The 13,316-nt window shown below is 68.4% G+C and carries 14 protein-coding genes; 3 read left to right on the top strand and 11 right to left on the bottom strand.

Going from position 1 to position 13,316, the window contains the following annotated elements:
- Positions 1-45: 45 nt before the first annotated feature.
- A complete protein-coding gene (locus E4M00_RS07515; RefSeq protein ID WP_135119850.1) occupies positions 46-1,011 on the bottom strand; it encodes a tetratricopeptide repeat protein in 966 nt (321 codons plus the stop codon).
- Complete coding sequence (locus E4M00_RS17830; RefSeq protein ID WP_167756841.1) at positions 1,008-2,927, bottom strand: DUF8094 domain-containing protein; 1,920 nt, start codon at positions 2,925-2,927, stop codon at positions 1,008-1,010. The genes E4M00_RS07515 and E4M00_RS17830 overlap by 4 nt, the downstream gene beginning before the upstream one ends.
- 185 nt (positions 2,928-3,112) lie before the next feature.
- Here E4M00_RS17830 and E4M00_RS07530 point away from each other — a divergent pair, with 185 nt between their 5' ends.
- Both E4M00_RS07530 and E4M00_RS07535 read left to right on the top strand, forming a co-directional pair.
- Entirely contained in the window at positions 3,113-4,726 is a 1,614-nt protein-coding gene (locus E4M00_RS07530) for a DivIVA domain-containing protein (RefSeq protein ID WP_135119856.1), read from the top strand.
- Between the two features lie 27 nt (positions 4,727-4,753).
- On the top strand, positions 4,754-5,818 hold the full coding sequence (locus tag E4M00_RS07535) for an AI-2E family transporter (RefSeq protein WP_135119858.1): 1,065 nt from the start codon (positions 4,754-4,756) through the stop codon (positions 5,816-5,818).
- 22 nt (positions 5,819-5,840) lie between these two features.
- Here the strand turns inward: E4M00_RS07535 and E4M00_RS07540 are convergent, their stop codons facing one another.
- The 9 genes from E4M00_RS07540 to rpsB form a co-directional block, all read right to left on the bottom strand.
- Positions 5,841-6,572, bottom strand: a complete 732-nt coding sequence (locus E4M00_RS07540) for an alpha/beta hydrolase (RefSeq protein WP_135119859.1) — start codon at positions 6,570-6,572, stop codon at positions 5,841-5,843.
- A 26-nt stretch (positions 6,573-6,598) separates the two neighbouring features.
- A complete protein-coding gene (locus tag E4M00_RS07545) occupies positions 6,599-6,901 on the bottom strand; it encodes an Rv1322 family protein (protein WP_193555554.1) in 303 nt (100 codons plus the stop codon).
- Between the two features lie 23 nt (positions 6,902-6,924).
- A complete protein-coding gene (locus tag E4M00_RS18050) occupies positions 6,925-7,614 on the bottom strand; it encodes an aggregation-promoting factor C-terminal-like domain-containing protein (protein ID WP_240036907.1) in 690 nt (229 codons plus the stop codon).
- A gap of 56 nt (positions 7,615-7,670) precedes the next feature.
- On the bottom strand, positions 7,671-8,219 hold the full coding sequence (locus E4M00_RS07555; RefSeq protein ID WP_135119861.1) for a DivIVA domain-containing protein: 549 nt from the start codon (positions 8,217-8,219) through the stop codon (positions 7,671-7,673).
- A gap of 21 nt (positions 8,220-8,240) precedes the next feature.
- Positions 8,241-9,263 (bottom strand): phosphatidate cytidylyltransferase, encoded by a 1,023-nt coding sequence (locus E4M00_RS07560; RefSeq protein ID WP_193555555.1) that lies wholly within the window; start codon positions 9,261-9,263, stop codon positions 8,241-8,243.
- 5 nt (positions 9,264-9,268) lie between these two features.
- Positions 9,269-9,823 carry a ribosome recycling factor gene (gene frr, locus E4M00_RS07565; RefSeq protein WP_056162232.1) on the bottom strand — a complete coding sequence of 185 codons (555 nt, stop codon included), beginning with the start codon at positions 9,821-9,823 and terminating at the stop codon, positions 9,269-9,271.
- 34 nt (positions 9,824-9,857) lie between these two features.
- Positions 9,858-10,574, bottom strand: coding sequence for a UMP kinase (pyrH, locus tag E4M00_RS07570; protein ID WP_056162230.1), 717 nt, complete (start codon positions 10,572-10,574; stop codon positions 9,858-9,860).
- Between the two features lie 132 nt (positions 10,575-10,706).
- Positions 10,707-11,537 (bottom strand): translation elongation factor Ts, encoded by an 831-nt coding sequence (gene tsf, locus E4M00_RS07575; protein WP_135119863.1) that lies wholly within the window; start codon positions 11,535-11,537, stop codon positions 10,707-10,709.
- A gap of 23 nt (positions 11,538-11,560) precedes the next feature.
- Positions 11,561-12,493 carry a 30S ribosomal protein S2 gene (gene rpsB, locus E4M00_RS07580; protein ID WP_135119865.1) on the bottom strand — a complete coding sequence of 311 codons (933 nt, stop codon included), beginning with the start codon at positions 12,491-12,493 and terminating at the stop codon, positions 11,561-11,563.
- Positions 12,494-12,762: 269 nt separating this feature from the next.
- On the opposite strand from rpsB, the gene E4M00_RS07585 reads away from it, so the two are divergent.
- Positions 12,763-13,293: a M23 family metallopeptidase gene (locus E4M00_RS07585; protein WP_135119867.1), complete on the top strand. Its 531-nt coding sequence runs from the start codon at positions 12,763-12,765 to the stop codon at positions 13,291-13,293.
- The last annotated feature ends 23 nt before the right edge of the window (positions 13,294-13,316 follow it).

The following is a 13,316-nucleotide window of genomic DNA, read 5'->3' on the forward strand; positions in this document are numbered from 1 at the left end:
CTTCGTCCGGGCCTCAGCGACCGGAAGGTTCCGGTTCGGGGCGCGTCAGTACAGCAGCGCCGTCAACCGACGACGAGCCGGCGCCACCCGCGGGTCGTCGAGGCCGACGACCTCGAAGAGCTCCAGCAGGCGCTCGCGCACCAGGTTCTTGCCCGCGGCATCCAGCTTCGGGAACACCGTGAGCAGACGATCGAAGGCGTCCTCGATGTGTCCGCCGGACAGGTCGAGGTCGGCGACGTCGAGCTGAGCGTCCAGATCGTCGGGTGCGGCTGCGGCGCCGTTGCGGATCTGGTCGATGGTCTTGCCCTGCAGGCGGAACAGCAGGCTCACCTGGGCGAGACCGGCGACGGCCTCCCTGTCGGCGGGGTTCTGGGCGATCGCCGTCTTGTAGTGGCCGATCGCGGCCGGGTAGTCGCCGTCCTCGATGGCGGCGTAGGCCTCGGCGTGGTGGGGTGGCAGCGGCTTCTCGACGGGTTCCGGGGTCTCGGTTGCGGCATCCGCGTCGAGAGCAGTCGCGGTGCCCGTGACACCGTTCTGGGCGGCCAACTGCAGCACCTGTTCGAGAACGCCGCGCGCCTGCTCCTCGGGAACGACACCGGCGAACAGCGGAACGGGCTGGCCCGACACGATGGCGGCGGTGGTCGGTACAGACTCCACCCGGAACGCCTGGGCGAGCTGAGGGTTCGCCTCGGCCTGCACCGTGGTCAACACGAAGCGCCCGCCGAAGCTGCGCACGAGCTTCTGCAGAACGGCGGTGAACGCCACCGACTCCTCTGCCCAGTCGGCGGCGAGGTCGACGATCACGGGAACGTGCTGCGAGAGCTCGAGCACCTCGCCGAAGTTCTCGTCGGTGCCGGTGAGCACGAGGCTCGGCACCTGCACCGCTGCGCCGGCGGCGGGAGCTCCGCCACCCGCCGCGGCCCCGGGCGCGCCCGGCTGCGGCCGGTTCGCGAGAGAGGACAGGTCGACGGCGCCGCTCAGGCGGGACGGCACGGGGGGCAGGTTGGTCACGGTACCTCCGAGGCAGAGATGAGTCCCTGCGAGAACCCGAGGAGCTTGATCTTCTCGGATGATCCCGCAGGAGGAACGTAGAACAGGATCTGGTCGCCGTAGGTCTGGGTGACGCCCTTGGCGGAGTTCTCGACACCCGAGTAGGCCTTGGCCGCGTTCTGCGGCGATACCGTGCCGCCATCCGTCGGCTTCACGGTCTCGGTCTCGTTGATGTTGGCCGTGACCACGGCACCGGAGTCGTTTGTCGCGAGGGCGATGGTCATCCCTTCGCCGACGGAGTTGGTGAAGTCGATCGCGGCAGTCGCCGGAAGGGCCGCACGGCGCTCCTCCTTCGTGGCGACGCCGACCTGGGCGATCAGCGGATCGTTCTCGGTGTCGAAGAGGGGGTAGTACTGGCTCTTGTCGCCTTGCAGGAGGATGTCTGCGTAGGCGGAGGCCACCTGGTCGGGCGGAAGCAGCAGGAACTCGGAGTCTGGCGCGACGATCGGCGAACCGATCACTGCTGGAGCCAGCCCGGGTACGGTGGCGTCGGCCGTGAGCGAGACCGCGTAGCGCACGAGGTAGTTCTTCCGCGGCGACTCCTGGGTCATGACCAAGGCCGTCGGCTTGGTGGTCGGGTCCTCCTGGTTCTGGATGACCGTCATCACCACGCGGGGCCAGGAGTCCGTCTGCTGTGGGGCCGTCACCACGACTGGGGCCGCGGGGATCGCGTCGGGCGCCGCGTAGTCGGGAAGAGTGGCACGCACCTTGTAGTTGGCCTCGCGCAGCTGGAGGGCCGGACCGGTGAAGCGGGTCTTGATCGCGTCGACGTCGAGCGCCTTGTCGGCGTCGCCGGCCAGGACGGCGATCTTGCGCACGATGCGCTCGAGCTGCGGCACAGTCACGGCGGGAGGCTTGATGTCCTCGTCTGCGACGGGTGCGGGGGTCGAGTCGGCCGTGGCCGTGGCGGATGCGGAGATCGTCGGCTCGGGCCCGAAGGTTGGCCAGTAGTCCGATGAGCATCCGCTGAGGGCCAGCCCGCCGATCAGCAGCACGGGCAGCACCGCGATGCGCGGCGCTCGTCCGATGGCGCGGCGACCGCCACCGTTGCCGGTGACCTCCTTGATGGTCTTCGGCTTCGGCGCGCGGGGCAGTTTCGGCATCCGTGGCCCCTTCGGCATGTTGCGTCGCGGTCGACGCGAGCGGCGCAGGTGCAGCAGCGCCAACAGGTAGCTCACCAGGCCGACCAGAAGCAACACCAGCCCGCCGACGATGAGAGGCCCGGCCCACGGGGTGGAGTTGTCGAGGGGCCAGGTGATGCTGATCTTCGACGGCGCCGGCTCGGCACCGTCACCGGCGACGAGCAGCGAGTATCCCTCGGGGATGCTGAGGGTGGCACTGACGCTGCCCGTTCCGGAGTACTCCTCGAGCCAGAGGTCGCTGCCGGCGGGGTTGGCGGTCGGGTCGGCCTTCGATGCCGCATCCGCCGTCGCGTCGGCCGCTGCATCGTCGGTTGCTGCGGGAGGAGCCGGCGTGGCCGGGGCGGTGGCACCGGGGGTCGGCGTGCCCGTCGGCGTCGATGTCGGGGTGGGCGTCGGCGTGGGTGTCTCCGTCGACGCCGGCGGCTTCGTCGTCAGCTCGTTCGTCTTCTGGTCGAAGCGCACGGTCTCGAATGACTCGTCTCCGATCCAGGCCGTCACGTCGGCTTCCCGGCCGAGGGCCATCATGACCGGTCCGGATCCCGCGACCTTCACGGTCTGGGCTCCGGGATGCGCCAGCAGGGCGCTCGCATCGATGACCGAGTACGGGTCGCCGTCCTGCGTCGTGACGGCGAGCTCGATGCTCGACGGTTCGAGCAGCACGGTGCGCTGGGCGATGCCGAACGCGATCATCACTGCCGCGACGAAGAACGCCGCAATGGCTAGAACGAATCGCACGTAAGAACTCTCCTCGTGTGCCGGATGCACAGACCCCTCAGACTAACCGATGCGCTCCTGAGAGTCGCCTCAGCCCTCCCCACCTGCCCCGGATGGGGTCGTATGCGATGGGGTGCCGACACCCACTAAAATCATGAGCGGCGTGCATGCTCTCCCCCGGCTGCCGCATCGACAAGGAGTATCAATTGGCCACCGACGAGACAGAGTTCACCCAGGTCTTCCGCGGATACGACCGTGACGAGGTCGACAAGGTCATCCAGGGACTCCGCCGCGACGTCATCACGTCGAACAACCACGCCACAGAGGCCGCCAAGGACATCAAGCGCCTCAATGCCCGCATCGACGAGCTGAGCGCAGAACTCGAAGAGGTCGGAAGCCCGACGTTCTCCGGACTCGGCACCAAGCTGGAGAACACGCTCCGAGTCGCCGAGGAGCAGTCCACCCGGCTCATCGCCCAGGCCGACATCGATGCCGAGAAGCTCCGCAGCTCCGCATCGGGCGAGGTCGAGAAGATCCGCACCCAGGCCAACGACCAGGCCGAGCGCGTGCTCAACGACGCCCGCGGCAAGGCAGCACGCATCCTCGACGATGCCCGCATCGAGGCCGACGACGTCGTCACGCGCGCCAAGGAGCAGCAGGAGCTGTTGACCCAGGATGCCGCCCGCGACGCATCCGCCATCCGTGGAGCCATCGCCACCGAGGCCGCAGAGCTCCGCGCCACCGCCAAGCGCGAGACCGCCGCCATACGCGCCGAGGCCGAGCACGAGGCCGCCGAGATCCGCGTCGTGGCCAACCGTGAGGCATCCGAGGCCCGCGAGGCCGCAGCAGGTCTCGCCCAGGAAACCGAGCAGACCCGCGCCGAGGTCGCCCTCGAACTCGACCAGGCCCGCGCGACGCTCGCCCGCGAGACCGAGCAGGCACGCATCGACCTCGCCCGCGAGACCGAGCAGGCACGACTCGACCTCGAGCGCGAGAGCGCCGAGGCTCGTCAGGCCATCGACGCCGAGATCGCCGAGGCCCGCACCGCCCTCGACCACGAGCTCACCCAGCAGCGCACCGACCTGCAGCGCGAGATCGACGCGACGCGCGCCGACCTCGCGCTGGAGCGCGAGCAGGCCAAGACCGACCTGGGCCGGGAGTCCGAGGCTGCGAAGCAGCGACTCGAGCACGAACTGGCGCGCCTCCGCGCCCGCCACGACGCCGACGTCGAGCAGTCCCGCGCCGACCTCGCACTCGAGCACGAGCAGGCCAAGGCCGACTTCGAGGCCGACGCCGAGCAGGCCCGCATCGACCTCGAGAACCAGCTCTCCGCCATGCGCAAGAAGGCAGACCACGAGGTCGGCAAGCTCCGCCGGGAGACCGAGCAGGCCCGCATCGACCTCGACGTCGAGCTCAAGGCCCGCCGCGACGAAGCCGAGCAGGAGCACCTCGCCCGCCACCAGGAGGCCGTCTCGCAGACGCAGAAGTTCCTCGACGACGCCAACGCCCAGCTCGCCGAGGCGATCGCGCGCACGAAGGAGAACCGCGCGGAGGCCGACCGCCTCGACACCGAGGCCAAGGCCGAGTCGCGTGCCCTCGTCTCGCAGGCCGAGTCCGACGCGGCCGACGCGATCAGCGAGGCGGAGGCCCGTGCCAAGGCGGCCATCTCCGAGGCCGACGAGCGCACCCGCGCCCTCGTGTCCGACGCCGAGGACCGCCTCTCGCAGATCCGGATCGAGCGCGACGCCGTCGCGGGCTACTTCGAGAGCCTGCGGAGCGTGCTCAAGCAGGCCGAGCAGGTTCGGGCCGACGGCGAGTAGCCGCAGCAGAGCCGGAATCCGACCTCAGTGAAGATCCACAACGCGTTCAGGCTCGGCCTGATCGGGACACTCGGCGTGGGCCTCGGCCTGCTCATCCTCTTCTCGGTGGTGCAGCTGTCCACGATCCTCACCTACGTCGGCGCCGCGCTGTTCCTCGCGCTCGGCCTCGACCCGGTCGTCTCGTGGCTCGAGTCCAAGCGGTGGCCGCGCTGGTCGGCCATCCTCGTGGTGCTCGTCGGCGTGCTCGGCCTCGTGGCCGGCCTCGTGGTCCTGGTCGTGCCGATCATCGTGTCGGAGACCTCGAAGTTCATCTCGCAGATCCCGTCGATCGTCGAGCGGGTGGCGAGCCCCGACTTCATCGACCAGCTGCAGGACCAGTTCCCCGCCTTCGACGTGCCGCTCATCGCCGACAGCATCACCAAGTCGATCAACGACTTCGTGGCCGATCCGACCAAGGTCGGCGATCTCGCCGGCGGGGTGCTGGCCATCGGCATCGGCATCGGCGCCGGGCTCTTCGCCGTCATCATCGTGCTCATCCTGACCTTGTACTTCACGGCGTCGCTCGGATCGATCAAGCGGGCGACCTACCAGCTGGTCCCGGCCTCGAAGCGCGAACGGTTCTCGGATCTGACCGAGCAGATCACGGCATCCGTCGGCCGCTTCGTCGTGGGCCAGGTGAGCCTCGGTCTCATCAACGGAGTGCTGAGCTTCATCTTCCTGTCGATCATCCGGGCACCGTTCCCAGCAGTGCTCGCCTTCATCGCGTTCTTCCTGTCGATCATTCCGCTGGTGGGAACGATCTCGGGCTCGGTCATCATCGTGCTGGTCTGCCTCATCCCCGGTCTGGGTTCGCCATTGACCGCCCTCGTGGCCGCGATCTACTACATCGTGTACATGCAGGTCGAGGCATACATCCTGAGCCCGCGCATCATGAGCCGCGCGGTCTCGGTGCCCGGCTCCGTCGTCGTGATCGCCGCCCTCGCCGGAGGCGCGCTCCTCGGCATCCTCGGAGCGCTCATCGCGATCCCCGTCGCCGCGTCGATCCTCCTGATCATCAAGCAGGTCGTGATCCCCCGCCAGAACGAGCTCTAGGCATCGGTCTGCGGCGCTCCAGTCAGTCGGCCGGCCAGCGGGTCGGCAGTGGTAGGGCGGCCGGGTTCACGACGCGCACGATCTCGTCGAGAACCCGCCGGGTCTGCGTCTCCCCCACCCAGAGGTGCTTGGCGTCGTCGACCGCGATGACCTCGGCATCCGGGACCGCTGCGAACTTCTCGAACGCCTCAGCGGGCTTGAGGAAGTCGTCGTGCTCGGGAATGAGTGCGACCAGCGGATGCCCGCTCCCGGCCCACCGGGCCAGCTCGTCGGGGCTGGTGCGGCGCAGCGGCGGGGACAGCAGGATGATGCCGTCGATCGGGTGCTCCAGCCCGTGCTTCAGGGCGAGTTCGGTTCCGAACGACCAGCCCACGAGCCACGGATGCGGCAGCCCGCGCTCGGCCACGAAGTCCATGGCCGCTGCAACGTCCTCGCTCTCGGTCACGCCATCGCCGAAGGCGCCGTCGCTCGTCCCCCTGGGCGACGTCGTCCCGCGGGTGTTGAAGCGGAGCACGGCGAGGTCGGCCAGTGCCGGCAGTCGTCCGGCCGCCTTCCGCAGGATGTGCGAGTCCATGAAACCGCCGTGGGTGGGCAGCGGATGCAGCGTCACGAGCGTCGCCACCGGCGGCCGGTCGGCGGGCAGAGCGAGCTCTCCGACGAGCGTCAACCCGTCGCTCGTGCGCAGCTCGATGTCCTCTCGGACGGCCGGGAGGTCGATGCCTCCGCGGATCTCCTGCGTGGCCGTGTCGGTCAACGGATCCTCATCTCGTGCGGCATCCGTCACCGGATGCGCCAGCAGTGGTTGTGCCAGTGGCGACGATCGGCCAATGCGGCGGCATCGCCGAGCAGGGCGTCGGCGCGCCAGGCCACGACGTGGGCGATGCCCGGGTCGATTGCCAGGGAGCATCCGGGGCACACGTAGCTCTTGACGGCCTGCAGGCTCGACACGGGCTGCACGTTCCAGCTGCCGTCGCGCTTCGCCTCGGTGCGACGCCATCCGGCCATGAGGCGGGTCAGGTCGTCGTCGGGCTCGTCGCCGCCCCGGCCGCGCCCGCGCTGCGGCGGACGGTTGGATCGGGGCATGGGTCCAGTCTAAGCGCGGCGGCTCAGTACCAGCCGGCGTCCTCGGAGTGCGCCCACGCACCGCAGGGGCTTCCGTAGCGGTCGCCGATGTAGCCGAGCCCCCACGCGATCTGGGTGGCGGGGTTGGTCTCCCAGTCTCCGCCGGCGCTGCCCATCTTGGAACCGGGGAGGGCCTGCGGGATTCCGTAGGCTCCGCTCGAACTGTTGCTGGCGTAGACGTTCCAGCCCGATTCGCGGTCCCACAGTGCCACCAGGCAGCTGAACTCGCCGTCGCCCCATCCCCGTGCGTGCACCATGTCGAGGGCTATCGCCTGGGCCGTCCCGGGGTCGGGGTTGCCGGCGGGCGGTGCCCAGCCTGAGCTCTCCTCCTCCTCGACGGCGGCGGGCTCGATGATCACGGGCTCGGGTTCGGGCTTGGCCATCACGTCGTAGCCGTCGCGCTGGATCGTCACCTCGTACTCGCCGGCGACGTCGAGAGCCTGCACGTCGGCGGGGTCGTACGCCTGCGGAACGCGGAAGTAGGGAGAGGCTGTCGCGCCCGAGTACGGGTCGACGACGTTCACGAGGATGAAGGCGGCACTGGCGGCGAACGCGAAGGCGAACAGTGCCGCGTGAGACCGGGACCGGCGACGCACCGGGGCGGGTCGCTTCATCGGTGTCGCGACCGCGACAGCGGTCTTGACGGGGACGAGTACTCCGGAATGCCTACCCACGATTCCTCGATGCTAGCCCAGAAGGCCCGCCGACGACCACCTTCGCACCGCGTGGCTCACCGAACGGCCAACATCACGTCGACGACGCTGTCGAGCACGATGTCGACCTGAGCCTCGCGGTACCCGCCGCGCTGAGGACGGAAGACAGCCGTGCGCACGTCGTCGACGGTGAGCGCGTAGCCGTCCTGGAAGTAGCGGGTGAGCTTGGCGGCGAACTTGTCGACGTCCGCGACGCTGTAGCCCTCGGTGAGGATGCTGGTGCGCTGGAAGCGATGGCCCTTCTCCCGATCGAGCCGGTTGAGGATGACCTGGGCGGTCTGGCGGGCCTCGCGGTACCACTCCTCGTTCCCGGCACCCTGCAGTGCCCGATCACGTTCACGGGCGGCGAAGGCGTCCTCGAGACGCTCGAGCGCCGCGTCGACGTGCTGCGTCGAGTAGCCGCCCTTCTGCATCGAGAATGCCGTGCGACGGATGTCGTCCGCCACCATGGTCGCCGTCGTGGGGTCGGAGTCGTAGGCGACGCGCGCCTCCGCGAGGAACGCCTCGACCTGGTCGACGTTGTAGCCGGGCTTGCCTCTACCGGCGCGGGGGAAGGTGGTACTCACGGGAACATTCTGCCAAACAGATCAGGCGAAGATGAGGAACAACGCGTAGGTGATCACGGCCGACGGCAGGATCGAGTCGAGCCTGTCGAGGAATCCACCGTGTCCGGGGAGCCAGGAGCTCATGTCCTTGATGCCGAGGTCGCGCTTCAGCAGCGATTCGGCGAGGTCGCCGATGGTCGCCGAGAGCACGATGGCCACGCCGAACACCAGGCCGAACCACCAGGGCATCTGCAGCATCAGCACGGCGAGGAGTACTCCCCCGACGAGGCTCGCAGCCACGGCGCCCGCGAAGCCCTCCCAGGTCTTCTTCGGGCTGATGCGCGGGGCCATCGGATGCCGCCCGAAGGAGAGGCCGCTGGCGTACGCGCCGGTGTCCACGGCGATCACGAGGATCAGGAACGCGAGGATCCAGTACTCGCCGCCCTCGCGCGCGAGGAGAAGCACGGTGAAGCTCATGAACAGCGCCACGTATATGAGGACGAAGATCGCGGAGCCGACGTCGCGCAGCAGCGAGCTGCCGTCCACCCGCCGCCCGGGCAGCAACGTCTCGATGAGTCGCCACAGCGTGACGAGGGCGATGCCGCCGACGAGACCGAGCCACTGGCCGGCGCCCGACCAGAACCACGTCAGGGGGATCATCGCGACGGTGGCGAAGATGACGGGGATGACCGGCACCATCCGGCCCGACCGCCGCAGGCCCTGGCTCAGCTCGTAGACGGTGAAGAAGACGATGAACGCTCCGAAGAGGAGGAACAGTTCCTTCACCACGATGAGGCTGAAGAGCATGGCGAAGCCGAGCGCGAGGCCGATGAGGATCGCGAGGATCAGATTGCGACCCGTGCGGGCCTGGATCTTCTCGCTCGTCGCCTCGATCTTGCCGCGTGTCGCCTCGAACTGACGCTCGATGTCCGCGCGCGTCGACTCGAGCTGGCGCTCGATGTCGGCGCGGGTCGCCTTCACCTGGGCTCGGACGTCGTCACGCTTCCCATCGCGCTTGCGGCGAGGATCCCGGGTTTCCGGCGCGGGTTCATCAGGAGCGGACATCAGCCCTAGACCTCGAGGAGTTCGGCTTCCTTGCGCTTCAGTGCGTCGTCGATGGCGTCGACGTGCGTCTTGGTCACCTGCTCGAGTTCCTTCTCGCCGCGGGACACCTCGTCGTCGCCGACTTCGCTCTTCAGGGCGTCGAGCTCGTCCTTGGCCTTGCGGCGGATGTTGCGCACGGACACCTTCGCGTCCTCGCCCTTGCTCCTGACGATCTTGACGAACTCCTTGCGGCGGTCCGCCGTGAGCTCGGGAAGGGTCACCCGGATGATGTTGCCGTCGTTCGACGGGTTCGCACCGAGGTTGGGGGTGTCGCGGATGGCCTGCTCGATGTCGCGCAGGGCGCTCTTGTCGTAGGGCGTCACGACGAGGGTGCGGGCCTCGGGGTTCGCCAGCGAGGCGAGCTGAGCCAGCGGCGTCGGCGTGCCGTAGTAGCTCACCATGATCTTCTGGAAGAGCTGGGGGTTCGCGCGCCCGGTACGCACGGAGGAGAAGTCGTCTTTGGCGACTTCGACCGCCTTGCTCATGCGGGCAGCGGCATCGGACAGGACATCCGCGATCACGGTGACTCCTTCTGGAAGGTTCTTGAGGGAAAGCTTAGTTGCTGACGACGGTGCCGAGGTCGGCACCGAGAATGGCGGCGGTCACGTTGCCCGCCGGCTCCATGCCGAAGACCTGCATGGGCATGTCGTTGTCCATGCAGAGGCTGAAGGCCGTGGAGTCGACGACCTTGAGGCCCTGCTGGAGCGCCTCCTGGTATGTGATCCTGTCGATCTTCTTCGCGTCGGGGTTGGTGCGCGGGTCGTCGTCGTAGACGCCGTCGACGCCGTTCTTCGCCACGAGCACGACATCGGCCTCGATCTCGAGCGCACGCTGAGCTGCGACGGTGTCGGTCGAGAAGTACGGCAGGCCTGCTCCGGCCCCGAAGATGACGACACGACCCTTCTCGAGGTGTCGCTCCGCCTTGCGGGGGATGTAGGGCTCGGCGACCTGGGTCATCGAGATCGCTGACTGCACGCGCGTCTCGAGACCGGCCTGCTCGAGGAAGTCCTGGAGGGCGAGGGCGTTCATGACGGTGCCGAGCATGCCCATGTAGTCCGCGCGTCCACGGTCCATGCCGCGCTGGGAGAGCTCGGCCCCACGGAAGAAGTTGCCGCCGCCGACGACGATGGCGATCTCGACCTGGGTGGCGGCATCCGCGATCTCCCGCGCCAGTGCACTGACGACATCGGGGTTGACGCCGAGGGATCCGCCGCCGAAGGCCTCTCCCGAGAGCTTGAGGAGCACGCGCCGCCTCGTGTGGGTTCCGTTCATGCTGGACGCATCCTTTTCGTCGACTGTGTTCAACCTACTGTGCCCCGACTGCGGGGCGTGCCACCGCACGCGCGATGGCAGAGAAAAAGGAGCCCGGATCGTTGATGATCCGAGCTCCTTTCACTGTGCGTGTTACGCGCCGACCTTGAAACGGGCGAAGCCCGAGATCGTGAGTCCGGCATCCGAGACGACCTTGGCGACGGACAGCTTGTTGTCCTTCGCGTAGTCCTGCTCGAGCAGGGCGACCTGCTTGAAGTAGGCGCCGACGCGACCCTCGATGATCTTCGGGAGGGCGGCCTCGGGCTTGCCCTCCTCGCGGGAGATCTGCTCGACGATGGCGCGCTCCTTGTCGACGGCGTCAGCCGGGACATCCTCGCGGGTCAGGTACTCGGGGTTGGCGAACGAGATGTGCTGCGCGATCGACCGAGCGGTCTCAGCGTCTGCACCGGCGTAGCCGACGACGACGCCGACCTGCGGGGGCAGGTCCTTCGACGTCTTGTGCAGGTAGATCGCGAAGTTCTCACCGGAGACGAGAGCGACGCGGCGCAGCTCGATCTTCTCGCCGAGGATGGCGGCCTCTCCGTCGATGAGGTCGGCCACGGTGCCACCGGCGGCGGGGGCAGCGAGGCCCTCCTCGACGGATGAGGCACCAGACGCGGCGACAGCGGCGAGGACCTTCTCGGACAGCGCGACGAACTTGTCGCCCTTGGCGACGAAGTCGGTCTCGCAGGCGAGCTCGATCAGCGTGGCGGTTCCGTTGCCGTTCTCGACGGCGGCGACGAGGCCCTCCGAGGTGGAACGGTCGGCACGCTTCGCGTTGCCCTTCGCACCCTTGAGACGGAGGATCTCGGTTGCCTTCTCGACGTCACCCTCGGCCTCGACGAGCGCAGCCTTGGTGTCGGACATTCCGGTACCGAGCTGCTCGCGCAGAGCCTTGAGGTCGGCGATGTTGAAGTTAGCCATAGAGCTTCTCTTTCGTATCGTGGTTACTTGGCGTCGGCGGAAGCTGCGGCAGCCTCGACCGGTGCCTCGACGGGAGCCTCGGCCTCGACGACCTCGAGGGGCGTCTCAGCGTCTGCGACCTCGACGGCGACGTCGGCCTCAGCGGCGTCGGCGACCTTCTCGGTCTCGGCCGAAGCCTGCGCCGGGGTGCTCTCGGAACCGGCCTGGAGAAGCTCGGCCTCCCACTCGGCGAGCGGCTCAGCAGGCTCCTGGCCCTCTTCCGGCTTCTGGTGACGCTGGACGAGGCCCTCGGCCGCAGCATCGGCGACGATGCGGGTCAGCAGTGCGACGGAGCGGATGGCGTCATCGTTGCCCGGGATCGGGTACTGGACGTCGTCCGGGTCGCAGTTGGTGTCGAGGATGGCGATGACAGGGATGCCCAGCTTGTGCGCCTCGTCGATCGCGAGGTGCTCCTTCTTGGTGTCGACGATCCAGATCGCGGACGGCGTCTTCGTGAGGTTGCGGATTCCACCGAGGCTCTTCTGAAGCTTGATGAGCTCGCGCTTCTGGATGAGCAGTTCCTTCTTGGTGTATCCACGGCTCGTGTCGTCGAAGTCGACCTCCTCGAGCTCCTTCATGCGAGCGAGGCGCTTGGAGACCGTCTGGAAGTTGGTGAGGAGTCCACCGAGCCAGCGCTGGTTGACGTAGGGCTGGCCGACGCGGAGCGCCTGCTCGGCGATGGATCCCTGAGCCTGCTTCTTCGTTCCGACGAAGAGGATGGTGCCGCCGTGAGCGACGGTCTCCTTCACGTAGTCGTAGGTCTTGTCGATGAAGGCAAGCGACTGCTGCAGGTCGATGATGTGGCTACCCGAGCGCTCGGCGAGGATGAATCGCTTCATCTTCGGGTTCCAACGGCGGGTCTGGTGCCCGAAGTGAACGCCGCTGTCGAGCAGCTGGCGAATGGTGACGACGGCCATGGCCGTACTCCTTCTTCTCAGTTATGCCTCCGATCGGATGATCGGACGCCCTGGTGCCCGGCGCACGCCCGCTGCCCCTCGCGAGAGGTGCAGACTGAGTGGGTGTGTCGGCCGATACGGCACGCGTAGTCAGCGCTCGAAGGCGCTGCTCGGATCAGTCTAGCAGTTCATGGATGCGCAACTCCCCCACATCTGCGACCTGCGCCGGCGACTCCCACCGGGTGGCTCGACGTTCGTACCGACGGCTTCGGGGAACGGATGCTGGAGGCATGATTTCCCGTCTCGGCCGCGGTCTGCGACTGCTCGCGTTGTGCGCCGCCGTGGGCGTTCTCGGGTTCGGCGCCTCGTCCGCTGCCGGCGGCGCCAGCAGCACCGAGGTGGCGCCCGACCCGGGGTGGCGGTGGCCGCTCGCCCCGCCGGTGAATGTCGCTGCGCCGTTCCTGGCGCCCGCAACGCGCTACAGCGCCGGGCACCGGGGCATCGACCTGGTCGCGGCATCCGGAACCCCGGTGCTGGCGCCGACCGACGGCGTGGTCTCGTTCGCAGGAACGGTGGTGGATCGCCCGCTCGTGACGATCGACCACGGAGACGGAGTGCTGGTCAGTCTCGAGCCGGTGCTGGCGACAGCCGCTGAGGGCGAGCCCGTGGCGCGAGGGCAGCCGATCGGTTCGGTCGCTGCCGGCGGGCACTGCGCCGACGGATGCCTCCACCTCGGGGTGCGGGTGTACGGCGAGTACGTCTCGCCGCTGGTGTTCATCACCGGGCTGCCCCGGGCCGTGCTGCTTCCCCTGGGGCGATGACTGGGGCGCATGGGGCGGTGATG

Source organism: Orlajensenia leifsoniae, assembly GCF_004570845.1.
Lineage (GTDB): Bacteria > Actinomycetota > Actinomycetes > Actinomycetales > Microbacteriaceae > Orlajensenia > Orlajensenia leifsoniae.